Raw genomic sequence first — 21,446 nt, forward strand, 5'->3', positions numbered from 1 at the left:
TGAGGCCGGACACGAGGGCCAGGCCCACGCCATCAAGGGGCCGCTGCGTTGTTCCATGAAGGGGGGCCGAGTGGTGGGTGGCGACGGGGTTCAGGCGGCTGCGCGCTCCGCACTGCGCCCCGCCGGCCGCGCGAGGCCGAAGTGGTCCCGCAACGTGCTGCCATCGTAGGCGGTACGGAAGATGCCGCGCCGCTGCAGGATTGGCACCACGCCGTCGACGAAGGCCTGCAGGCCATCGGGCAGCACGTCGGGCATCAGGTTGAAGCCGTCGGCGGCGCCGGCGCGGAACCAGCGCTCGATGTCGTCGGCGATCTGCTCCGGGGTGCCCACGATCACGCGGTGCCCGCCGCCGCCGGCGAGTTCGCGAATGAGTTCGCGCGCCGTCAGATCGAGCCGACGCGCAGTGGCCAGCGTGGCGTTGAAGAAGGTGTGGTTGCCGTTGCCGCCGCCGGGCAGCGCCAGGTTCTCGGGCAGGCGCTCGTCGAGCTTCAGACGATCGGGCGGGATGCCCAGGATGCCGGCCAGACGGGTGAGGCTGTAGTCCCACGGAATCAGGTCGACCAGTTCGTCGCGGCGGCGTCGGGCGGCGGCTTCGGTATCGCCGATGACGGTGGTCAGGCCGGGCAGCACGCGCAACGCCTGGGGCCCGCGCCCCAATGCCTCGGCACGGGACTTGAGGTCGCGCGCATAGGACAGCGCCTCCTCGAAGGACTGCGAGGCCGAGAACACCGCTTCCGCATGGCGCGCGGCGAGCGCGCGGCCGTCACCGGAGCCGCCGGCTTGCACCAGCACCGGATGGCCTTGCGGCGTGCGCGGCAGGTTCAGCGGCCCCTGGACCGAGAAAAACTCGCCCTGATGGGCGATCGCGTGCACCTTGGCCGCATCGACGAAGCGGCCCGCGGCCTGGTCGCCGATGAAGGCATCGTCCTCCCAGCTGTTCCAGAGCGCCTTGACGACCGAGGTGAACTCGGCCGCGCGCGCATAGCGTTGCGCATGGTCGGGCACGGCGTCGCGACCGAAGTTGCGCGCCGAGGGCAGGTCGGCCGTCGTCACCACGTTCCAGCCGGCACGCCCGCCGCTCACGTGGTCGAGCGTTGCGAAGCGGCGCGCGATGTTGTAGGGCTCGTTATAGCTGGTGGATGCCGTTCCGATCAGTCCGATGTGGCGGGTGGCCGCGGCCACGCTCGCGAGCAGCACGGTCGGCTCCAGCGCGGTGATCGGGCGGAAATGGATCTGGTCGACGATGGCCGCGTTGTCTGCCAGGAACACCGCATCGAGCTTGCCCGCTTCGGCGATCTGCGCGACGCGGATGTAGTGCTGCACGTCGATGAAGGCGCGCGGGTCGCTGCCCGCAGGGCGCCAGGCCGAAGGCAGGAAGCCTGAATGAAGGATGTTGACGTTGAGGTGCAGGCGGCGCGGCGCGCGCGTAGGGGGCTGGCTCATGGACGGGTACCGGGTTCGGAAAAGGGCTTCACTTCGAGAAGTAGTCGGGCAGCCGGTAACCGGCCCAGGCCGGGTTGGACTGGAACACGCGCTGGAAATCGGGCGACTGATAGGCCAGCACCAGATCCTTGGCGAATTGGGCGTTTTCGTTGCTACGCTTGACCGCGACCACGTTGACGTAGGGCAGGGTCATGTCCTCCAGCTTCAGCGCCTCGGTCAGCTTCAGGCCCGAGGCGACGGCAAAATTGCCCTGCACGGCGGCGAGGTCGGCGTCGGCCAGCGAGCGCGGCGCCTGCGCGGCGTCGAGCGGCACCAGCTTCAGGCGCTTCGGGTTGCTCGCGATGTCGCGCTCCGACACGCTCAGCGGACTCACGCCCGGCTTGAGCTGCACCCAGCCCAGCGCGGCCAGCAGATTCAGTGCGCGCGCCGCGTTCACCGGGTCGGCTGGCAGCGTCACGGTCGCGCCGTCGGGCACCGCGGCCAGCGTCTTGTGGCGCTGCGAGTACAGACCCATCGGGGGGGTCGGCACGTGCACGATCGGCACCAGGTCGAAGCCCTGCTGCTTGTTGGTGGCGTTGAGATAAAGCGTGTGCTGGAAGATGTTGGCGTCGATCTGGCCACGCTCCACCGCATCGTTGGGCTGCACGCCCTGGCTGAACTCGACGTACTTGATGGTGTAGCCCTGCTTCTTGAGCAGTGGCTCGATGCCCTTGGTGAACGCATCGCGGTAGGGGCCGGGCATGAAGCCCACGCTCAGGTCGGCCGCCTGGGCGGCACCGGCTACGAGGAGCGAGAGCAGCAGGGCGCCGACGCGAGCGCGGCTGCGTGCGCCGGGCGAACTGAAGAACGAAGGCATGAAGAAGTAACTCCGACGGGAAGGGCGGTGGGCCGATGAAGGCAGGCAGGTGGTCCGAAGCCCGAACGTTGCGGGCGGGCAGCCACTCTAGGCCGAAGGCTCCGGTTCGGAGAACGAAGATTTGCGTGCTTGCTTATGAGCCTGCCGGATAAGGACCCTGCGGTGCCAAACGGGATCGGCCGACGCATATCGATCCTCGAAATACGTTCTTGGCGAGGGTTGCTGCCGGCCCTAAGGTCGCGGCCTTTGCGTGCGGCGGTGCTGCATGCGCTCCACCCAGGAAATCTCATGAGCCTCAACGACTACCTCATCGAAAAACGCGCCGCGGTGCAGGCGCGCAGCGCCGCCATCGAGTCGGGCACCGCGCAGCCCGCACAACTCAAGGCGCATGTGCGAGCCGAAGGCCGCAGCGGCGTTCGGCGCCTGCGCATCCGCGACCATCAGGTCATCAGCGACAGCCCGCCGGACTTCGCCGGCTACAACCTGGGCCCGAGCTCGCCGGAGTTGCAACTCGGCGTGCTCGGCACCTGCGTCACGCACATCTTCCTGATCCATGCGGCGGAGCGCCAGGTGCCGCTGGAAAGCCTCGAGGTGGAGGTCACCGGTGTCATCGATCCGCGCGGCGGCAAACCGGGCCACGAGCAGACCCCGATCTGGCCGCACCAGATCGCCTACACCGTGCACATCGATTCGCCCGCGCCGCGCGCGGACATCGACGCGCTCTTTGAGGTGGTCGAGCGCAACTGCCCGATCCTGAACTTGCTGCGCAACCCGCAGACGATCCGCGCCGAGGTGCGACTCGTGAACTCGAAGGCCGCGACACAGGCAAAGAGCGTCCACGCGCACTGAGGCTGCGCGGCGCCGCGCGCCCGTCAGAAGGGGTGGCTGCCGGCGAGGCTGATGGGCTTGAGACCGCGAATCGCTTATCTGTTTATCGCCTAACGATGCTCCTTAATAGCTGCGCGTGAATGCATTCGGCTGGCTACGATTCCGCTCCCGACGACACCGTGCTGCGGACGTCGGCCTCCCATTTCATTCCCATTGAAAGTGTCTTGTGAACGTGTTCTCCAGAAGGTTTGAGCGGGTGGCTGCAGCCACCGCCGTCGTGGCTCTGATGGCGCTGCTCGCAGCGTGTTCCAAGGCCCCCGAACCTGCTGCGAGTGCATCGGCCGATGCGTCGGCGCCTGTGGCGGGCGGCACCCTGGTCTACCTGGAGCAGCAGGCGCACACCAATCTGTATCCGCCGGCCGGTGGGTTCTATCCGAACGGCGGCATCCTCAATCAGATCACCGACAAGCTGACCTACCAGGACCCGAAGACGCTGAAGGTTGAGCCCTGGATCGCCGAGTCGTGGACGGTCAACGCCGATGCGACCGAATACACCTTCAAGTTGCGTGAAGGCGTGAGCTTCTCCGACGGCACGCCGCTGGACGCAACGGCAGTCGCGAAAAACTACGACACCTTCGGCAGGGGCAACAAGGAGCTGAAGCTGCCGGTGTCGGAGGTAATCAACAACTACGACCGCAGCGAAGTGGTCGACGCGCGCACCGTCAGGTTCTATTTCAAGAAGCCGTCGCCCGGCTTCCTGCAGGGCACTTCGGTCATCGGTTCGGGATTGGTATCGCTCGCCACGCTGGCGCGGCCTTTTGACGAACTGGGCGATGCGACCAAGATCATCGGCTCTGGCCCCTTCGTCGTCGCCAGCGAGACGGTGGGCAAGGAACTGCTGTTGACCGCGCGCAAGGACTACCAGTGGGGACCGGCGACGCTGCCGCACCAGGGCCGCGCCCTGCTCGACGAGATCAAGCTCATCGTCACGCCCGAGGACAGCGTGCGCATCGGTGCGCTGGTGGCGGGGCAGGCCGGCTTTATCCGCCAGGTGCAGGCCTATGACGAGAAACGGGTGAAGGACCAAGGCTTCGCGATCTATGCGCCGTCGACCCGCGGCGTCAACAACAGCATCAACTTCCGCCCGGACAACCCGCTGGTCGCCGATGTGCGCGTGCGGCAGGCGCTGCTGCATGCGACGAACACGAAGGAGATCGTCGAGACCCTGTTCTCGTCGAACTACCCGCAGGCCACGTCGGTGCTGGCCTCCACTGCGGCCGGCTATGTGAACCTGTCTGCCAAGCTGGCCTACGACGAGACGAAGGCCAAGCAGCTGCTCGACGATGCCGGCTGGACCGTCGGTGCCAACGGGACCCGCACCAAGGACGGCCAAGAGCTGGTGCTGCGTGCCTATGAAGCGCTGCCGCAACCCCAGAACAAGGAAACGCTGCAGCTCGTGGCTCAGCAGTGGGCGAAGGTCGGCGTCAAGCTCGTCGTGCTCACCGGGGACGCCGGCAGCAAGACGGTCGACAACCTCGATCCGGCGAAGACCGCCGTGTTCCCGACCATGGTCGGACGCGCAGACCCCGACGTGATCAAGAGCCAGTATTACCCGACCAACCGCAACGTGCTGCTGCAGAAGGGCGGCGTGAGCGACAAGGTAAAGAGTTTCGAGGACGGGAAGCTCAACGGCCTGCTCGAAGGGATTGCCGCCGAGATCGATACGCCCAAGCGACTCGCGCTCGTGGGTGAGGTCCAGAATTACGTGATCGACCAGGCCTATGTGATCCCGATCTTCGAAGAGCCGCAGGCCTTCGCCGGCGCACCGTGGGTGAAGGGCGTGAGCTACGAGGCGGTGGGTCGCCCGAGCTTCTATGCGACATGGCTGGCCAAGCACTGAGTCGCGGCGCCCGACAGCCATGAACCTGTTTCGCAACGAGCGCCACCCGCGTGGCGCGGTGCTCGCCATGGCGCTGATGCTTGCACTGGCCCTCGGCGCCTGCTCGAAGACGGCCGATTCCGGCGCCGCAGGCGCAGCCGGTGTCGACGGCCAGCCGGTGATCGGCGGCACGCTGGTTTACCTCGACCAGCAGGCCCACAACAACCTCTATCCGCCGGCTGGCGGCTTTTATCCGAACGGCGGCATCCTCAACCAGATCACCGATAAGCTGACCTATCAGAATCCGGCCACGCTGGAGATCGAGCCCTGGATCGCCGAGTCGTGGACGGTCAACGCCGATGCGACCGAATACACCTTCAAATTGCGCGAGGGCGTGAGCTTTTCCGACGGCACACCGCTGGACGCGACGGCAGTCGCGAAGAACTACGACACCTTCGGCAAAGGGAACAAGGCGCTGAAGTTGTCGGTGTCGGAAGTGATCAACAACTACGAGCGCAGCGAAGTGCTCGACGCCCGTACGGTTCGCTTTCATTTCAGGAAGCCGTCGCCCGGCTTCCTGCAGGGCACCTCGGTGATCGGCTCGGGGCTGGTGTCGCCCGCCACGCTGGACCTGCCCTTCGAGGCCCTGGGCGACGCGACGCGCATCATCGGTTCCGGACCTTTCGTGGTCGCGTCCGAAACGCTGGGCAAGGAAGTGAACCTGACGGTGCGCAAGGACTATCGGTGGGGTCCAGTGCGCCTCGCGCAGCAGGGCCGGGCGCGTCTGGATGCCATCAAGATCATCGTCACGCCCGAAGACAGCGTGCGCATCGGCGGGCTGCTGGCGGGCCAGGCCGGGTTCATCCGGCAGATCCAGGCCTACGACGAGAAGCGCGTGCAGGAGCGCCAGTTCCCCATCTATGCGTCTTCGACGCGCGGCGTCAACGACAGCCTGGCCTTCCGGCCCGACAACCCGCTGGTGGCGGATCTGCGGGTGCGCCAGGCGCTGCTGCATGCAACCGACGCGCGCGCCGTGGTGCAGACGCTGTTCTCGTCGAACTATCCGCAGGCCAAGGGCGTGATTGTCTCGACCGCCGCCGGCTTCGTCGACCTGTCGGACAAGCTGCGCCACGACCCGGCCCGTGCGAAGCAACTGCTCGACGATGCGGGCTGGAAGCCGGGCGCCGATGGCCTCCGCGTCAAGGACGGGCAGACGCTGGTGCTGGCCACCTACGAGTCACCCAACTATCTGCAGAACAAGGAAGTGCTGCAGCTCGTCGCGCAGCAGTGGGCGCAGGTGGGCGTGAAGCTCAACGTGCTGTCGGGCGACCTGGGCAGCCGCACCATCGACAGCCTCGACCCGCAGAAGACGCCGCTGATCCCCGCCATGGTCGGCCGTGCCGATCCGGACGTGATCAAGAGCAACTACCACCCGAGCAATCGCAACCTGCTGCTGCAGAAGGGCGGCCTGAGCCAGAAGGTCAAGTCCTTCGAGGACGACCGGCTCAACGCGCTGTTCGATGCGATTGCACAGGAGCCTGATGCGGCGAAGCGCCTGGCCCTGACGAAGGACGTGCAGCATCACCTGGTCGACCAGGCCTATGTGATTCCGCTGTTCGAGGAGCCGCAGGTCTTCGCCGGTGCGCCCTGGGTGCGGGGCGTGGCCTTCGAGGCCGTCGGCCGGCCGAGTTTCTACGGCACCTGGCTGGCACCGCACTGAGACCGCCATGAACCGATACCTCCTCAACCGCGTGGGCCAGGCGCTGCTGGTGCTTTGGGCCGCCTTTACCGCGTCCTTCGTGCTGCTGCAGGCTCTGCCCGGCGATGCAGTGCTTATCAAGTTCCTGAACCCGGACATGGGCTTGGGGCCCAAGGAGATCGCCGATATCCGCGCCGCGTACGGTGCCGACAACCCGCTGTGGGAGCGCTACCTGCACACGCTGTGGAATTTCCTCTGCGGCAATTTCGGTTACTCGATGCAGGCGGGTGTGCCGGTCAGCCAGGGCCTGGCGACCAACCTGCCGCCGACACTGCGACTTGCTGTCTTCGGTTTCGCCGTGGCCCTGCTGCTGGCGGTGGCGCTCGCCTTCGTTTCCAACCTCACGCGCTTCGCGTGGCTGCGCTCGGCGATCCAGTCGCTGCCCTCGCTGTTTGTCTCGGTGCCTGTGTTCTGGCTGGGCATCATGCTGATCCAGGTGTTCTCGTTCAGGCTCGGCCTGATTCCGGTGATCAACCCCGGCCGCTGGGAGGGACTCGTGTTGCCCACGCTGACGCTCGCCATCCCGATCTCGGCACCGCTCGCGCAGATCCTGATGCGCAACATCGACGAGGTGCTGACGCAGCCCTTCGTGTCGGTGGCGCGGGCGAAGGGCGCCACGCGCGGCTGGGTGCTCTGGAAGCACGTGGCACGCAACGCGGTGCTGCCAACGCTGACCATCGCCGGCATCCTGTTCGGTGAACTGCTGGCCGGCGCGGTGGTCACGGAAGCCGTGTTCGGCCTCAACGGGCTGGGCAGCCTCACGCAGCAGGCGGTGGGCAACCAGGACACGGCGGTGCTGCAGGCCATCGTTGTGATCTCCGCAGCGGCCTTTGTCTGCATCAACCTCGCGGTCGATCTCCTGTATCCCATTCTCGATCCCCGCCTCAGAACCTCACCTGGGCACTGACCATGAGCACCATTCTGGAACCCTCATCCCATGCTTTGCGCGTCACGCGGCTCTCGTTGGGCCACCGTATCGCTTCCGTGGTCGGCGGCGGCTGGGCGTGGCGGTCTCTTCGCCACGCCCAGCCGGGCCTGATCCTGGCCTGGCTCGTGATCGGTGCCGTCTCGCTCTGGGCGATCGCGCCCGGCCTGTTCACCGGTTACAGCCCGGTGCAGGGCACATCGGGCCAGCATTTGCTGGCGCCGGGCGCCGCGCACCTGCTGGGCACCGACGGGCTGGGGCGTGACCTCTACGCCCGCGTCGTGCACGGTGCCGTGCATTCGCTGTCCGGTGCGTTCCTGGCCGTGACGGTGGGACTGCTGCTGGGCACGCTGCTCGGCCTGGTCGCCGGTGCGGTCGGCGGCCTGGTGGAGGACATCGTCATGCGCATCGTGGACGTGCTGCTGGCCGTGCCTTCGCTGCTGCTGTCCCTGAGCATCATCATCATCCTGGGCTTCGGCACGCTCAACGCTGCACTCGCGGTGGGCGTCGCGTCGGTGGCCGGCTTCGCACGATTGGTGCGTTCGGAAGTGGTGCGGGTGCGCCGCGCCGACTACGTCGAAGCCGCTTTTGGCAGCGGCGGCCGCTTTCGCAGCGTGCTCTGGCGCCATGTGCTGCCCAACTCGATGACCTCGGTGGTGGCGATGGCAGCGCTCCAGTTCGGCACGGCGATCCTGTCGATCTCGACGCTCGGCTTCCTGGGCTACGGCGCACCGCCGCCGACGCCCGAGTGGGGTCTGCTGATTGCGGAAGGGCGCAACTACATCGCCACCGGCTGGTGGCTCACCACCGTGCCCGGGCTGGTGGTCGTCGCGGTCGTGCTGTCGGCCAACCGCATCAGCGTGGCGCTGGCGAAGGGGCGTCGATGAGCAGGCTCGTTGCGCTCCGGCCGGGCGACACGGCGGCGCCACCGGTGCCCCCGGTGCTCGAGGTCGAGGGCCTGTCGATTGGCTACCGCGACCGCGATGCGCTGCACCGCGTGGTGCACGACGTGTCCTTCTCGATTCATCCGGGCGAGATCGTCGCGCTGGTGGGCGAGTCGGGCTCCGGCAAGTCCACCACCGCACAGGCGGTGATCGGCCTGCTGCCGGAGAACGGGCAGCTGGAGCATGGCGCGATCCGCCTCAACGGCACGGACGTGGCCGGCTGGTCGCAGAAGCGCTTGGACGGCATCCGCGGCGCCACGGTGAGCCTGATCCCGCAGGATCCGACCAGCTCGCTGAATCCGGTGCGCACGATCGGCGAACAGGTGGCCGAGATCCTGCGCATCCACCGGCGCGTGGAGCGCCGTCAGGTCGATGCGCGGGTGATCGAGCTGTTGGGCCGTGTCGGCCTGTCGCAGCCCGAACTGCGGGCGCGGCAGTATCCACACGAGCTTTCGGGCGGCATGAAGCAACGGGTGCTGATCGCCATCGCCATTGCGCTGCAGCCGGCGCTGATCATCGCGGACGAGCCCACCAGTGCGCTCGACGTGACCGTGCAGCGTCGCATCCTAGACCTGATCGACGAGCTCCGGCGCGAATACGGCACCGCTGTGCTGCTGGTCACGCACGACCTCGGCGTGGCGGCCGATCGCGCCCAGCGCATCGTTGTGCTGCAGGGCGGACGCATCCAGGAACAGGGCCCGACCGCTGCGCTGCTGCGCGAGCCGCGCAGCGCCTACACGCGGCAGCTGCTGTCGGATGCGCCCTCGCTGGCGCTGACTGGCTTTCGGCCCGCACTGGTGCCTGCGCTGACGGCCGAAGAAGAGGGCGCCTTCGCGATCGTGGTGAAGGACCTGGTGCATGAGTTCGCCATCGGCGGGTCGCGCGGCACTTTGTTCCGCGCGGTCGACGGGGTGTCGTTCAAGGTGCGGCGCGGCACCACGCATGCGATCGTGGGCGAGTCCGGCTCGGGCAAGACGACGACGATTCGCGACGTGGTCGGCTTCCGTCAGCCGACCGCGGGCCGCATCCTGGTCGAGGGCGTCGACCTCGCACGCCTGCAGGGCGAGGCACTGCGGCAGTTCCGCAGGCGCATCCAGCTGGTCTACCAGAACCCTTTCAGCTCGCTCGACCCTCGCCAGACCGTGTTCGAGATCATCGAGGAGCCGTTGCGCAACTTCGAGCTCGTGGCGGCACCGGAGCGGCAGCGCCGCGTGGCCGATATCCTGACGCGCGTGGGCCTGCCGCCCGCCGTGCTGCAGCGGCGGCCGCATGCGCTGTCGGGCGGCCAGCGGCAGCGGGTGGCGATCGCCCGCGCGCTGGTGCTCGAGCCGCAAGTGCTGGTGCTCGACGAGGCGGTGTCCGCGCTCGACGTGACGGTGCAGGCGCAGATCCTTCGGCTGCTCGAACGCCTGCAGCAGGAGCTCGGGCTCACCTATCTCTTCATCTCCCACGACCTCGCGGTGGTGCGGCAGATCGCGGACACGGTGTCGGTACTGCAACACGGACGCCAGGTCGAGCACGGCCGGGTGGAGGACGTGTTCCTCAACCCAATCAGTCCCTACACCCGCGAACTCATCGACGCCATACCCGGCAAAAGGAATCTGGATCTTGTCCTCACTGCAACGCCTGGGCTTCTTCAGCAGGCTTCTTGACGATGCGTCGGCCGGCGAGCGCTATCGCCTGGTCACGGCGCAGATCGTCCATGCCGAGGCCTTGGGCTATGACTCGGCCTGGGTCGCCCAGCATCACTTCCACGCGGCGGAGGGCGGACTCCCATCGCCGCTGGTGCAGGGCGGCGACCGGCTCTACCCGTCTTCGCCGCAGTTGCTCGACCGAATCTGGCAGGCCAGCTTCTCGGTCGTCGGCGGCACGCGTGCGGGCCTGGCTGGCGACGGCCTGATGCTGTCGCGCACGCAGCCGCGTACGGCCGAGGTACCGAACGCCACCCTGGCCGAGCTGCAGCTGCCGATCATCGAGGCCTACCTTGCGGCTCTGCCAGCCGGCCGCGCGCCGCGCATCGTGGGTTCGCGCTCGGTGTTCGTCGCGGACGACCGGGCGTTGGCGCGCCGGCTCGCCGAAGAGGGGCTGCGTCGCAGCTTCGCGCGGCAGGCTGGTGCGGCGGCGTCCGGTGCAGCGCTGTCGCTGGATGCACTGATCGCGCGCCAGGACGTGCATGTCGGCACGCCGTCGGACGTGATCGCATCGCTGCGCGCCGACCGCACGCTGGCGCAGGTGACAGACCTGGTGTGCCAGGTGCATTCGGTGGATCCGCCGCATCGTCACATCCTGCGCTCCATCGAACTCATCGCCACCGAAGTCGCGCCGGCGCTCGGCTGGCCCGGCCCGGCGACGAGCCGCGCTTCTTCCCTCACCGAACGCTTCACCCTCGCATGACCGCAACCTCCATTCCAGACGTGATCGACCAACTCGCGGGCATCCATCCCGGCGACGCGCTCGACGCGATCCGCGCCCAGCGCCCGCAAGCCCGCCAGCATGCACAGCAGAGTTACCTGGCGCTGTTCCATCCGGGCGATCCGTCGCTGCAGGCCGTCACGCGATTCACTGTCGCTGAGCGCTTTGCGGTGGCCGCATACACGGCCGCCCTGCACGGGCAGGGCGACTTCGTCGCTTTCTATGGCACCCGGCTGTCTGCCGATGTCGCAACCTCGGGCTGGCTCGAAGTCCTTGCGGCCGAAGCGGCTCAAAGCGCTGCGCGCGGCCCCTATGGCGCCTATCCATCCGGACCATTGAGTGCTGAAGACGTGAGCGGCCCCGTGCATGCCGTGGGCGCAGCGCACCGCGCTCTGCTGGGCGACCGCCTGTCGGCCGCGCTGGCGCATGCTCATCTGCTGGTGCTGCATCCGCGCGATGCCGCGGCCTCGGCGCTGCAGGCACTGCTCGACGCGGGATGGTCGACCACCGACATCGTCACGCTGTCGCAATTGGTCGCATTCCTGTCGTTCCAGATCCGTGTCGTCGCCGGTCTGCGAACGCTGGCCGCACTGACATCGACCTCCACGGTCACCGCCTGATCGGGCCATCCCATGAGCACACAGACCCTTTCCCATCCCGACAACGTCCCACCGAACGCCTTCACGCAGGCCGTGCTCGAATGGCTGCCCTGGCTGGAGCCGCTGCCTGAAGCCGAGCTGACGGACCGCCACCGCGCGGGCCTCGTGGACGCGGCTCGCGCCAAGTCGCCGTACTTCATGCTGCTGGCGCGCGACCCCGACATCCTCGGCGCGCGCACTCGTACCGACAAGGACATCTTCTACAACCCCGTTGCGGGCCTGCCGCGCGCCGAGCGCGAGTTGGCGGCCGCGGCGACCTCTCGCTTCAACGGCTGCATCTATTGCGCGTCGGTCCACGCGCGCTTCGCCTCGCATTTCTCGCCGCGGTCGGATGACCTGCAGCGGCTGCTGGATGAGGGCGTCAATGCATCGCTCGATCCGCGCTGGGACGCGATCGTGGCCGCTTCGGTTGCGCTGTCGTCGACGCCTGTCGCCTTCGGCCCGTCGCACGTTCATGCCCTGCGTAAGGTGGGCCTGGACGATCTGGCGGTCTCCGACGTGATCCACGGCGCAGCCTTCTTCAACTGGGCCAACCGGCTGATGCTGTCGCTCGGCGAGCCACGCGCGAGCTCGATCGGCTGAGATGTTCAGTCACGAGCATTTGCAGGCCTTTCAGGCGGTTGCCGAGCGCGGCAGCGTGACGCAGGCGGCTCAAGCGCTTCGGTTGTCCAAATCGACGGTGAGCAAGTACCTCACCGACCTCGAACAGCAGGTGGGCGTCAAACTGCTGCACCGGAGCACGCGCGCAGTCAGCTTGACCGATGCAGGGCACCTGATGCTGCGTCGGAGCAAGGTGCTGGTGCGGATGACCGAACGCATTCGTTCGGAGTTGTGTGGGCGGGCCAGCACAAGCACGGCCGAGCCCTTCTGAAAACCGATCTTTTTCTCCTTCTTTCTTCTTATCGGCTTCGGCCTGAAAGCGCATCCATGGGTTTGAAACTCGATCACGTCGTCATTGCCGTTCACGATCTCGAACGCAGCATTGCTGATTACACGGCCCTCGGCTTCCACGTGCTGCGTGGTGGCGATCATCCAAGTCGGGTGACGCACAACGCTCTGATCGTCTTTGCCGATGGCGTTTACTTCGAGCTGATCGCGTTTCGCGAGCCAGCGCCCGGCGAGCGTTGGTGGCAGCTGTTGCACAAGCATGGCGAGGGCATCGTCGACTTTGCCCTGCTGCCGCAAGACACGGCGGACACGGTGGCCCAAGCGGCTGCGAGAGGGCTGATTCTGGAAGGGCCGCTCGATGGGGGACGATTGCGACCCGATGGCACGCGGCTGCACTGGCAGACCGCCCGGCCGCCTTCGTCGGATCTGCCTTTTCTGTGCGGCGACCTTACGCCGCGCACGCTGCGTGTGCCCGAGGGTGACGCACGCCTGCATCCGAACGGCGCGCTGGGCGTGGCCAGCCTGGCGGTTGGGACGCGCGATCTGGACGCCACGCTCGCGCGTTGGCGTGCGCTGCTTGGGAGCCGCTCCGATCGGTCTGATGCGCAGGCCGAGAGCCAGCAAGAGGACGCAAACCGGATCGGCATCGGGTTTCCCGTGCCGGCCGGCGACGAGCGCATCGCCGTCGTACAACTGGGCGACAGTGCCATCGTGCTGATGTCTCCGCGCGACGACACGAACGAGCAATCCAGTCCGCTGGCCCAACGCCTGGCGCTGCGCGGTGAAGGACCCTACGCCTTGGTGTTGCGGTTCCAGGATGTGTCGCACAGCGCGCGCGGTCTCGACCCGGCGCTTACGCACGGCGCGCTGCTCGAATGGGATGTCGGGCCAGCGGCGAGCGCCTGAGCGAATGGCGACAAGCGCGATCACCGCCTGCGACACCAGTCCGCATCGATAGACGCGCATCCCGGCTGCGCTTGAACCACTGGAAATTTGGCGATTGCCAAAAAAGTGCCCAAAACGAAAATGCCCCGCTATCTTTTGAATAGCGGGGCATCCAGTGGCCTTGCGGCTTGTAGTGGCTCCTCGACCTGGGCTCGAACCAGGGACCTACGGATTAACAGTCCGGCGCTCTACCAACTGAGCTATCGAGGAACAAGCCTTAGATTATAGCGTCATTTTTTCGATCTCCGCCAGCACGTGTGACGAAAGTGTCACAAGGTGGCGGTGACCGCCAGTCGGATCGTTCGCGGCGCGCCGGGGAACAGGTAGACGTGGCCGTATTGGTAGGGCGATTCCTTCCAGTAGCGGCGGTCGAACAGGTTCTCGACGCCCAGCGTCCATCGGGTTGCCACGCCGTTGAGCCGGGTGTCGTAGCGCAGCGCGGCATCAAAGCGTGTCCATGCGGGCAGTGTGACCGATCCATCGGGCAGCACGTTGCGGCGTCCTTCGTACGAGACCTGCGTCTGCATCTCCAGGCCCGGCACCGCAGCGACGCGGTAGGCGACTTGCGCGCGCAGCACGTCCCTGGGCACGTTGGTGGCGCGCTGGCCGTTGATCGCCGTATCGGCGCTGCCGACGCGCTTTGCGTCGATGAACGTCATGCCACCAGCCAGGCGCCAGGGGCCGTGCGTCCAGTCGCCATTCAGTTCGAGGCCGCGACGTTTGGCCTGGCCATCGAAGCCGGCGGTGCATGGCTCGACCGGATTGCCGCAGGTGTCGATGTTCGTCACTGGCTGCGTGATCGCGAAGAGCGCCGCCTGCCAGTTCAGCGACCCCTTGCTGCCCTTCAAACCCACTTCGCGCTGTCTCGACACAAGCGCCGGCAACCCCTGGCCCGCATTGGCGTAGCCGATGTTGTTGGGCACGACCTGCGACTCCACGCCTTCGCCCCAGCTGGCGTACGCCATGAGGCCCGGCTGCAATGCGTAGCTCGCAGCCAGCCAGGGCGTGGTGATTCCCTGTGCATAGCTGGTGGGCTGGGAGCCGTCGGTGCCTATGCTGTCGCGGTCGAGCCGGGTGTGGCGCACGCCGAGCCAGGTGGTGAATCGTTCGCTCCACCGAATGGCGTCCTGCAGCGACAGTTCGGTGGACCGTTCGTCCCGGTTCGTCGTGGGTGTGGTCAGCGTCGGGTCGGCTGGCACGATGGCCGTGCCCGCCACGTTGCCGGTGCCCACATAGTTGTACGCCTGGTCCTGGAACCGGTTGCGTACGCGGCTCTCCATGAGGCCGATGCCGAGGTCGTGCTGCACGCCGCCGGTCATCACCTTGCCCTTGAGGTTCAGGCTGCCGGCGGTCTGTACGCGGCGCTCGTTGTCGCTGCGGAAGTCGTAGAAGTCGAAGGTGCCGTCGCTGCAATAGCGGTCGTAGTTGCCTTCGGCGCTGCAGCCGAAGGCGTAGGCCAGGCGATCGTCGGTCTTCAGGCGCTGCTGGCCGACCTGTGCGCTCCAGCGCCAGTTGTCGTCGATGGCTTGCGTGAAGCGCAGCGTACCGGTCAGTCCCTCGAACACCGAAGGCTGCGACCAGGCCTGGTTGTTGAGGTTGATGCGGGGGTCGACCGGCGCGGGCAAGGTGTTGCCCAGCAGGCTGAAGCCGTTCTGGCTGGGCTGGGTCTTCTTGCTGTACTCGATCTCGGCCTCGATCACGGTGTCGCGCGTGAGGCGCCAGTCGGTTGCAAGCGAGAACAGCTCGCGGTGCCCATCGAGGTCGAAGGCGCGCGGCTTCAAGTCTTCGCTCACCACGTTGAGCCGGTAGCCGAACGCGCGGTTCTCGCCGAAGCGGCCTCCCAGATCGATCGCGCCCAGCACACCACCGCGGCCGGAGACCTCCATGCGCACTTCGCGCAGATCGGTCTCCGTTGGGCGTTTGACGACATAGTTGACCAGCCCGCCGGGGGCACTGGTGCCCGCCTGAATGCCGCTGGTGCCGCGCAGGATCTCGACGCGCTCCTTGTTGTCCAGCGGGATCGAGGTCTCGGCATTGATCGGCAGGCCCTCGCGTCGGTAGTTGAAGCGGTTGTCGAGCACGAAGCCACGTACCGTGAGGTAGTCGATGTAGCCGGCCGCGTTGTAGGCGTCGCTCACCGAGGCGTCGAACTGCGTGAGGTCGGCCAGGCGCCGTGCGCCGCGGTCCTGCATCTGGCGGCTGTCGATCACGGTGGCGGACACGGGCACCTGGTTGAGCGGCAGGTCGCCAAAGCCGGTGACGTCGGCCTGGCGCGGTGCGCTGCGTTCATCGACCGTCACGGTGCCAAGTGTGGCGTCCTGCGCATGCGCGATGCCCGTCAGGCACAGCAGGGCGATGACCGCCTGCGAAAGGGGGGTGAGAGGACCTGTGGGGGCGAAGGACGTGCGGCGATGGAGAGCGCTTCGAGTGGTTGTCATGGCGGTTCAGGGGGCGGATTCGATGGGGTGCAATTGCATGCCTGCGATGAGTGCCGCGGCTTTTGCTGGCGGGTCGTCTGCGGCGATCAGCGCGCGCACCACGGCGACCGAGCCGACGCCGGTGGCGAGCACCTCGGGCATGCGCGCGGCGTCGATGCCGCCGATGGCCACCTGCGGGTAGCCGCGCAGCAGCCGCGCATAGGCGGCTAGTCGCGCCACGCCTTGCGGCGCTGTCGCCATGCGCTTGAGCGTGGTCGGATAGACGGCGCCCATGGCGATGTAGCTCGGGCTGACCGCATCGGCGCGCACCATCTCGGCATAGCCATGCGTGCTCACGCCCAGGCGCAGACCGGCTGCGCGTAGGCGCTGCACGTCGTGCGCGCCCAGCGCGTCGAGGTCTTCCTGGCCGAGATGCACGCCGTAAGCCTGCGCCTCGATCGCGGCCTGCCAGTGGTCGTTGATGAAGAGCAGCGCTGGAGTGCCGCGCACCGCATCGACCGCCGCCTGCACTTCGCGCGCGATGGCCTGCGTGTCGCTGGACTTGAAGCGCAACTGCACGGTCGGGACGCCGGACCGGGCCATGCGCCCGACCCAGTCGGCATCGGGCAGCACGGCGTAGAGGCCGAGGCGTTCGGGGCAGGGGGCGAACGCGTCGGCGCGTTCGGCGGGTGGAAAAGCGCGCAGGCCGAAATCGATGGGCGCGTCGGGCCATGCCCGCGCATCGAACGCGCCGGTGCGCGCTGTCTGCGCCTGCCACGCGCGCGCCAGGCATTCGGCATCGATGTCGATGAAGCCGAGCGCGGCGCAGGCCGCCTTGGCGGCGCGGTAGACCGACGCATCGGAGGTGAAGGCGGTCGGGGCTGGTGTTGGCGTCGGCGTCGGCGTGGGGGCCGGTGCACCGAAGTGCGCCCGGTGTGCGTCGACGATGGCAGCGGCAAGCGAAAGAGGCGAAAGGTCGGTCATGGTGCGTCGTGGTGCCAGAAGGGTGTGCCCAGCACGGGCGTGCTCGGCTGCGCGGCGTCCTGCGCGGCCATGGCGCCGGCGCGCCAGGCAGTGCGGCCGGCATGCACGGCGTCGGCGAAGGCGCCGGCCATGGCAACCGGGTCGGTGGCGAGTGCAACGGCCGTGTTCAGCAGCACGCCGTCGTAGCCCCATTCCATGACCTGGCAGGCGTGCGAGGGCAGCCCGAGACCGGCGTCGACCAGCAAGGGCACGTCGAGCCGTTCGCGCAGCAGTTGCAGCGCGTAGGGGTTCATCGGCCCCTTGCCGGTGCCGATGGGTGCCGCCCAGGGCATCACGGCCTGGCAGCCGACGTCGACCAGGCGCTGGCACAGCACCAGGTCCTCGGTGCAGTAGGGCAGCACATGGAAGCCATCGCGGATGAGCCGCGATGCGGCGTCGACCAGGTTCAATGTGTCGGGCTGCAGCGTGTAGTCGTCGCCGATGAGCTCCAGCTTGATCCAAGGTGTGTCGAACAGCTCGCGCGCCATCTGTGCGGTCGCGATCACTTCTTCCACGCCGTGGCAACCGGCGGTGTTCGGCAGCACGGGCACACCGAGCTGGCGCAGCAGCGCCCAGAAGCCGTTGTCGCTGTGCCCGGCAGGGCCGCCCGGCGCGGCGGTCTGGCGGCGCAGCGAGGCGGTGAGCATGGCCGGGCGCGCGCGCGTCACGGCCGCTTCGAGCACGTCGGGCGAAGGGTAGCGGGCGGTGCCCAGCAACAGGCGGCTGCGGAAGGTCTGGCCATAGAGCACCAGCGGGTCGTGGTCGGCAAGGGGCGTCGTTTTCATGGGGTCTCCTTCAGCCGCCCGTCACGGGGCGGATCACTTCGATGCGGTCGTCGGCGGCCAGCACCCGCGTGGCATAGGCCGAGCGCGGCACGAAGGCACGGTTGATGGCGACCGCGAACGGTGGCGTGGCGTCGATGGCCTGCAACGCGTCGGTCAGCAGGGCGTCTTCGGCCAGCGTGTAGGGGGTGTCATTGATGAGCACGTTCATGGGCCAGTCTCCAGTCCGAAGCGCTGCGCGAGCGGCGATGCGCCGGTTTGCAGCAGCTCCATGGCCACGTCGAGCAGCGCGGGCGCGATCATGAAACCGTGGCGGTACAGGCCGTTGATCTGCAGCACGCGCGGGCGCGGCTGGCGGATGGCAGGCAGATTGCTTGCGAGCGTCGGCCGGCATTGCGTGGCGATCTCCACGATGCGTGCCTCGGCGAAGCCGCTGTGCACGGCGTAGGCGGCGCTCAGCAGTTCGAGCGTCGAGCGCACGCTGGCCGGCGACATGTCGTCGGACTCGATCTCGGTCGCGCCGATCACGAAGATGCCGTCCGGCTTGGGCGCGATGTAGATCGGGTAGCGCGGGTGCACCAGGCGCGTCGGCCGGGTGAGCGCGACTTCGGGCGCATGCACGCGCACGACCTCGCCGCGCACGCCGCGCAGGCCCGGCCAGTCCGCGCGCGCACCCAGGCCGCGGCAGTCGATCACGCAGGCGCTGGCACCCGGCTCGAAGTCGTCCGGCGTGCGTGCGCTGTGCCAGTGAATGCGGACCTCGGGATGCTGCTCCAGGGTGTGCAGCAATGCCGCAAGAAGGCCGCGGTTGTCGAGCTGACCCTCTTCGGGCAGCCACAGGCCCTGCGCGAAGCGCTGGCCCAGCGCGGGCTCCAGCGCGGCAATGGCGCTGCCGTCGAGGCGCTGCATCGCGGGCAGGGCCGGCACGGCCTCGGCCGTACGGGCCAGCACCCGCGCCAGGCGTGCGGCCTCGGCCGCGTCCTGACGATGCCAGAGCACCAGGGTGCCCTGGCGCTGGAAGAACACAGGCGCTGCCAGCGTGGCGAGCAGTTCCGGCCAGCGCGAGAGCGCGTGGTGGCCCATGCGCACCACACTGGTCGGGGCCACGGCCGATTCGGCCAGCGGTGCGAGCATGGCCGCCGCGACGCGCGCTGCCGCACCCTCGGCCTCGGCGCTGCCGGCTTCGTGCAGGTCGACGCTGCAGCCGGCCTGCGCGAGCTGCACGGCCATCAGCCGGCCCATCAGGCCGGCGCCCAGAACGGTCACCGATTCAAAAGGCAATCTCATGGCCTGGCGACTCCATGGGTTGCCAAAAGCAAGGGCAATCGAAGGCCCGAGCGCAACCGTCGCCGATAAACTTCGGCATGACCTCCAACCCCACCCAGCGTTACGCACGCGTGCTCTCCATCGCCGGTTCCGACAGCGGTGGCGGCGCCGGCATCCAGGCCGACCTCAAGACCTTTGCGGCGCTGGGCTGCTACGGCATGACGGCGATTGCGGCGCTCACTGCGCAGAACACGCGCGGCGTCTCCGGCATCCACGCGGTGCCGCCGGCCTTCCTGAAGGCGCAGATCCAGGCAGTGGTCGAAGACATCGGCGTCGATGCCGTCAAGCTGGGCATGCTGCACGGCCCGGAAGTGGTCGAGGTGGTCGCCTGGGCCATCGACCACTACCGGCTCCAGAACGTCGTGCTCGACCCGGTCATGGTGGCCACCAGCGGCGACCGCCTGATCGCAGCGGACACCGTGGCCGTGCTGGTGCGCGAACTGTTCCCGCGCGCCACGGTGGTCACGCCGAACCTGGACGAGGCGGCCTTGCTGATCGGCCATGCCATCGACGGCATCGAGGCGCTCGACGCCGCAGCCGACGCCCTGCTGGCGCTGGGCGCGCGCGGTGTGCTGCTCAAGGGCGGGCACCTGCCCGGCGACACGGTTGCAGACGTGCTGCTGACACGCGACGGTGCGCAACATCGACGGCATCGCTATGGCGCACAGCGCATCGCCACGCGCAACGCGCACGGCACGGGCTGCACGCTGTCGTCGGCCATTGCCGCTCACCTGGCGCTCGGCCACGCGCTGCCCGAGGCCGTCGCGCTGGCACATGCCTACGTGCTCGACGCCTTGCGTGCGGGCGTCGATGTCCGCACCGGCAGTGGTCATGGGCCGCTCAACCACGGTTTCGCACCAGTGCCGATGCGTCGGTTGCCCCTGCCGCCGGGCGTGTGAACCAGGCCAGCGCAAAGGTCAGCGCCAGGGTCGGCAGCGCGGCGCCCCACTGCGAAGCCCAGGCCGCGCAGGCGTGGTACGCCGCGATGCCCGCCACCCAAAGCCCCGCAGCCACGAGGTCGATGCGGTGCGCACCCACGCGGGCCGCACGGCCTGTGCCAAGGCGGCCCAGGATCACGCCGTAGAGCGGCACGAACACCGAGCTCAGCAGGAGCAGGAACGGTTCGAGTGCGTGCATCGGAAGCACCATCGCCAGTGCAATGCACACCGCGCCCAGCACGAGCCCCCAACGGCGCACGCTCCAGCGCGGCAGCAGGCTGTGCGTGGACACGGCGCCCGAGTACACGTCGCCATAGGCGTTGTCGAGTTCGTCGATCAGGATCAGCCCGAGCGCCAGCAGGCCGCCCTGGGCGAGCAGCAGCGCCGCGACCAGTGGCGTTCCTGGCGCGGCCACGCTGACCACCATCACCCCCAGCGCATAGCACCAGATGTTGGCCAGCCCGTAGCCCAGCCAGGTGCCGTTGAAGGCGTTGCCCGCACCCGCGCCACCGCGCCGGCCGTGCCGCGCGTAGTCGGCCACCAGCGGCAGCCATGACACGGGCATGGCGATCACGAGGTCGAGTGCGCCGAAGGTGCCCATGCTGCCATCGCCTGCGCGCGACCAGAAGGCCGCGAAGCCACCGGCGTGCAGTCGGGTCGCGAACTGCCAGGTCAGCCAGAGCAGCGACAACACCACCAGCGGCAGCCCGAAACGGCTCACGAAGCGGCGCACCAGCTTGACCATGGAGCCGGCTAGGAGCGCGAGCAGCACCGCACCCCAGAGCAGGGTGGTCAGCACGGTGCCCATCGGGCCGTCGAGCGCCACGCCGAACGCCTGCTTGCCGATGGCTTGCGTGCCTTCGCGCATGACCACCATCTCGAAGGTGGTCCAGCCGATCAGTTGCACGATGTTGAGCAGCACAGGCAAGCGGGCGAAGGCACTGCCGTAGGTCGCATGCATCAGGCCCGCGCTCGACAGCCCGCTCTCGCAGCCCAACCGCGCCGTCCAGGCCAGCAGCCCGGCCCCCAGGCAGGAGCCCAGCACGATGGCAAGTGCTGCGTCGCGTGTGCCGACCGCCGGCACCAGGTAGGCGCCGATCTGCATCACCAGCAGCCCGACCCCCAGGCTGAACCACAGCGCGGCATGGTCATGCCAGCCGAACACGCGCTGCGAATCCGCCAACGGCGTCAGCGCCTCGTTGACAGCGGAAAGTTCACGGGTCTGTGCCATCCATTTGCTCCATGCAAATCGTTTGGCAGGTGGGCGAGGCCCGGCCATGGACCCGATGCACGCGCAAAGGCGTGGTGGATCAAAGGCTGTTTGGACCAGCTTCCCTGCGCGAGGATTACCTCAATCAGGTTCAAAGGGACTTTCTCAGTCGAACCGGCAAACCGGTCCAACACCCCTAGCGAGTTGTCATT

General features: G+C 68.0%; 20 protein-coding genes, 1 tRNA gene and 1 riboswitch. Of the genes, 12 read left to right on the top strand and 9 right to left on the bottom strand.

Annotated features, from left to right (window positions below; genetic code table 11):
• Positions 1-90 precede the first annotated feature (90 nt).
• Positions 91-1,443, bottom strand: coding sequence for an LLM class flavin-dependent oxidoreductase (locus tag J2W36_RS04980; protein WP_307688576.1), 1,353 nt, complete (start codon positions 1,441-1,443; stop codon positions 91-93).
• 28 nt (positions 1,444-1,471) lie between these two features.
• Positions 1,472-2,299, bottom strand: coding sequence for a MetQ/NlpA family ABC transporter substrate-binding protein (locus J2W36_RS04985; protein ID WP_307688577.1), 828 nt, complete (start codon positions 2,297-2,299; stop codon positions 1,472-1,474).
• A 288-nt stretch (positions 2,300-2,587) separates the two neighbouring features.
• Between J2W36_RS04985 and J2W36_RS04990 the strand changes: the two genes are divergently transcribed.
• The 11 genes from J2W36_RS04990 (at position 2,588) to J2W36_RS05040 (ending at position 13,499) form a co-directional block, all read left to right on the top strand.
• A complete protein-coding gene (locus J2W36_RS04990) occupies positions 2,588-3,148 on the top strand; it encodes an OsmC family protein (protein ID WP_307688578.1) in 561 nt (186 codons plus the stop codon).
• Positions 3,149-3,413: 265 nt separating this feature from the next.
• Entirely contained in the window at positions 3,414-5,027 is a 1,614-nt protein-coding gene (locus J2W36_RS04995) for a TIGR04028 family ABC transporter substrate-binding protein (RefSeq protein WP_307688821.1), read from the top strand.
• Positions 5,028-5,094: 67 nt separating this feature from the next.
• Positions 5,095-6,726, top strand: coding sequence for a TIGR04028 family ABC transporter substrate-binding protein (locus tag J2W36_RS05000; RefSeq protein ID WP_370869273.1), 1,632 nt, complete (start codon positions 5,095-5,097; stop codon positions 6,724-6,726).
• Positions 6,727-6,733: 7 nt separating this feature from the next.
• Positions 6,734-7,672 carry an ABC transporter permease gene (locus J2W36_RS05005; RefSeq protein ID WP_307688580.1) on the top strand — a complete coding sequence of 313 codons (939 nt, stop codon included), beginning with the start codon at positions 6,734-6,736 and terminating at the stop codon, positions 7,670-7,672.
• Positions 7,673-7,674: 2 nt separating this feature from the next.
• Complete coding sequence (locus J2W36_RS05010) at positions 7,675-8,577, top strand: ABC transporter permease (protein WP_307688581.1); 903 nt, start codon at positions 7,675-7,677, stop codon at positions 8,575-8,577.
• A complete protein-coding gene (locus tag J2W36_RS05015; protein ID WP_307688582.1) occupies positions 8,574-10,286 on the top strand; it encodes a dipeptide ABC transporter ATP-binding protein in 1,713 nt (570 codons plus the stop codon). Before J2W36_RS05010 ends, J2W36_RS05015 begins: the two co-directional genes overlap by 4 nt.
• Positions 10,243-11,028 carry an LLM class oxidoreductase gene (locus J2W36_RS05020; protein WP_307688583.1) on the top strand — a complete coding sequence of 262 codons (786 nt, stop codon included), beginning with the start codon at positions 10,243-10,245 and terminating at the stop codon, positions 11,026-11,028. Before J2W36_RS05015 ends, J2W36_RS05020 begins: the two co-directional genes overlap by 44 nt.
• Positions 11,025-11,666, top strand: coding sequence for a CMD domain protein (locus tag J2W36_RS05025; protein WP_307688584.1), 642 nt, complete (start codon positions 11,025-11,027; stop codon positions 11,664-11,666). Before J2W36_RS05020 ends, J2W36_RS05025 begins: the two co-directional genes overlap by 4 nt.
• Before the next feature lie 12 nt (positions 11,667-11,678).
• Positions 11,679-12,287, top strand: coding sequence for an alkylhydroperoxidase domain protein (locus tag J2W36_RS05030; RefSeq protein WP_307688585.1), 609 nt, complete (start codon positions 11,679-11,681; stop codon positions 12,285-12,287).
• A gap of 1 nt (position 12,288) precedes the next feature.
• Positions 12,289-12,576, top strand: a complete 288-nt coding sequence (locus tag J2W36_RS05035; RefSeq protein ID WP_307688586.1) for a LysR family transcriptional regulator — start codon at positions 12,289-12,291, stop codon at positions 12,574-12,576.
• 56 nt (positions 12,577-12,632) lie between these two features.
• A complete protein-coding gene (locus J2W36_RS05040; protein ID WP_307688822.1) occupies positions 12,633-13,499 on the top strand; it encodes a VOC family protein in 867 nt (288 codons plus the stop codon).
• A gap of 173 nt (positions 13,500-13,672) precedes the next feature.
• Here the strand turns inward: J2W36_RS05040 and J2W36_RS05045 are convergent.
• The 6 genes from J2W36_RS05045 to J2W36_RS05070 form a co-directional block, all read right to left on the bottom strand.
• Positions 13,673-13,748, bottom strand: a tRNA-Asn gene (locus J2W36_RS05045).
• A 59-nt stretch (positions 13,749-13,807) separates the two neighbouring features.
• Positions 13,808-15,976 (bottom strand): TonB-dependent siderophore receptor, encoded by a 2,169-nt coding sequence (locus J2W36_RS05050; RefSeq protein ID WP_307688587.1) that lies wholly within the window; start codon positions 15,974-15,976, stop codon positions 13,808-13,810.
• 6 nt (positions 15,977-15,982) lie between these two features.
• On the bottom strand, positions 15,983-16,939 hold the full coding sequence (gene thiE / locus J2W36_RS05055; RefSeq protein ID WP_307688588.1) for a thiamine phosphate synthase: 957 nt from the start codon (positions 16,937-16,939) through the stop codon (positions 15,983-15,985).
• The gene (locus J2W36_RS05060; protein WP_307688589.1) at positions 16,936-17,763 is read right to left on the bottom strand and encodes a thiazole synthase; all 828 of its coding nucleotides are present in this window, start codon (positions 17,761-17,763) and stop codon (positions 16,936-16,938) included. The genes thiE and J2W36_RS05060 overlap by 4 nt, the downstream gene beginning before the upstream one ends.
• 10 nt (positions 17,764-17,773) lie before the next feature.
• Positions 17,774-17,971: a sulfur carrier protein ThiS gene (gene thiS, locus J2W36_RS05065; RefSeq protein ID WP_307688590.1), complete on the bottom strand. Its 198-nt coding sequence runs from the start codon at positions 17,969-17,971 to the stop codon at positions 17,774-17,776.
• A complete protein-coding gene (locus J2W36_RS05070) occupies positions 17,968-19,047 on the bottom strand; it encodes an FAD-dependent oxidoreductase (RefSeq protein ID WP_307688591.1) in 1,080 nt (359 codons plus the stop codon). Before J2W36_RS05070 ends, thiS begins: the two co-directional genes overlap by 4 nt.
• Before the next feature lie 77 nt (positions 19,048-19,124).
• Here J2W36_RS05070 and thiD point away from each other — a divergent pair, with 77 nt between their 5' ends.
• Positions 19,125-19,985: a bifunctional hydroxymethylpyrimidine kinase/phosphomethylpyrimidine kinase gene (thiD, locus tag J2W36_RS05075; protein ID WP_307688592.1), complete on the top strand. Its 861-nt coding sequence runs from the start codon at positions 19,125-19,127 to the stop codon at positions 19,983-19,985.
• Here thiD and J2W36_RS05080 read toward each other — a convergent pair.
• A complete protein-coding gene (locus J2W36_RS05080; protein ID WP_307688593.1) occupies positions 19,927-21,255 on the bottom strand; it encodes a purine-cytosine permease family protein in 1,329 nt (442 codons plus the stop codon). The genes thiD and J2W36_RS05080 overlap by 59 nt on opposite strands.
• Before the next feature lie 84 nt (positions 21,256-21,339).
• Positions 21,340-21,442: riboswitch (TPP riboswitch) on the bottom strand.
• Between the last annotated feature and the right edge of the window lie 4 nt (positions 21,443-21,446).

The organism is Variovorax ginsengisoli (assembly GCF_030811835.1).
Taxonomy (GTDB): domain Bacteria; phylum Pseudomonadota; class Gammaproteobacteria; order Burkholderiales; family Burkholderiaceae_C; genus Variovorax; species Variovorax ginsengisoli_C.

What these genes read in the sequence shown, in the direction of transcription:
- J2W36_RS04980 (WP_307688576.1), bottom strand. Translation starts at nt 1,443, where the DNA reads ATGAGCCAGCCCCCTACGCGCGCGCCGCGCCGCCTGCACCTCAACGTC.
- J2W36_RS04985 (WP_307688577.1), bottom strand. Translation starts at nt 2,299, where the DNA reads ATGCCTTCGTTCTTCAGTTCGCCCGGCGCACGCAGCCGCGCTCGCGTC.
- J2W36_RS04990 (WP_307688578.1), top strand. Translation starts at nt 2,588, where the DNA reads ATGAGCCTCAACGACTACCTCATCGAAAAACGCGCCGCGGTGCAGGCG.
- J2W36_RS04995 (WP_307688821.1), top strand. Translation starts at nt 3,414, where the DNA reads ATGGCGCTGCTCGCAGCGTGTTCCAAGGCCCCCGAACCTGCTGCGAGT.
- J2W36_RS05000 (WP_370869273.1), top strand. Translation starts at nt 5,095, where the DNA reads ATGGCGCTGATGCTTGCACTGGCCCTCGGCGCCTGCTCGAAGACGGCC.
- J2W36_RS05005 (WP_307688580.1), top strand. Translation starts at nt 6,734, where the DNA reads ATGAACCGATACCTCCTCAACCGCGTGGGCCAGGCGCTGCTGGTGCTT.
- J2W36_RS05010 (WP_307688581.1), top strand. Translation starts at nt 7,675, where the DNA reads ATGAGCACCATTCTGGAACCCTCATCCCATGCTTTGCGCGTCACGCGG.
- J2W36_RS05015 (WP_307688582.1), top strand. Translation starts at nt 8,574, where the DNA reads ATGAGCAGGCTCGTTGCGCTCCGGCCGGGCGACACGGCGGCGCCACCG.
- J2W36_RS05025 (WP_307688584.1), top strand. Translation starts at nt 11,025, where the DNA reads ATGACCGCAACCTCCATTCCAGACGTGATCGACCAACTCGCGGGCATC.
- J2W36_RS05030 (WP_307688585.1), top strand. Translation starts at nt 11,679, where the DNA reads ATGAGCACACAGACCCTTTCCCATCCCGACAACGTCCCACCGAACGCC.
- J2W36_RS05035 (WP_307688586.1), top strand. Translation starts at nt 12,289, where the DNA reads ATGTTCAGTCACGAGCATTTGCAGGCCTTTCAGGCGGTTGCCGAGCGC.
- J2W36_RS05040 (WP_307688822.1), top strand. Translation starts at nt 12,633, where the DNA reads ATGGGTTTGAAACTCGATCACGTCGTCATTGCCGTTCACGATCTCGAA.
- J2W36_RS05050 (WP_307688587.1), bottom strand. Translation starts at nt 15,976, where the DNA reads ATGACAACCACTCGAAGCGCTCTCCATCGCCGCACGTCCTTCGCCCCC.
- thiE (WP_307688588.1), bottom strand. Translation starts at nt 16,939, where the DNA reads ATGACCGACCTTTCGCCTCTTTCGCTTGCCGCTGCCATCGTCGACGCA.
- J2W36_RS05060 (WP_307688589.1), bottom strand. Translation starts at nt 17,763, where the DNA reads ATGAAAACGACGCCCCTTGCCGACCACGACCCGCTGGTGCTCTATGGC.
- thiS (WP_307688590.1), bottom strand. Translation starts at nt 17,971, where the DNA reads ATGAACGTGCTCATCAATGACACCCCCTACACGCTGGCCGAAGACGCC.
- J2W36_RS05070 (WP_307688591.1), bottom strand. Translation starts at nt 19,047, where the DNA reads ATGAGATTGCCTTTTGAATCGGTGACCGTTCTGGGCGCCGGCCTGATG.
- thiD (WP_307688592.1), top strand. Translation starts at nt 19,125, where the DNA reads ATGACCTCCAACCCCACCCAGCGTTACGCACGCGTGCTCTCCATCGCC.
- J2W36_RS05080 (WP_307688593.1), bottom strand. Translation starts at nt 21,255, where the DNA reads ATGGCACAGACCCGTGAACTTTCCGCTGTCAACGAGGCGCTGACGCCG.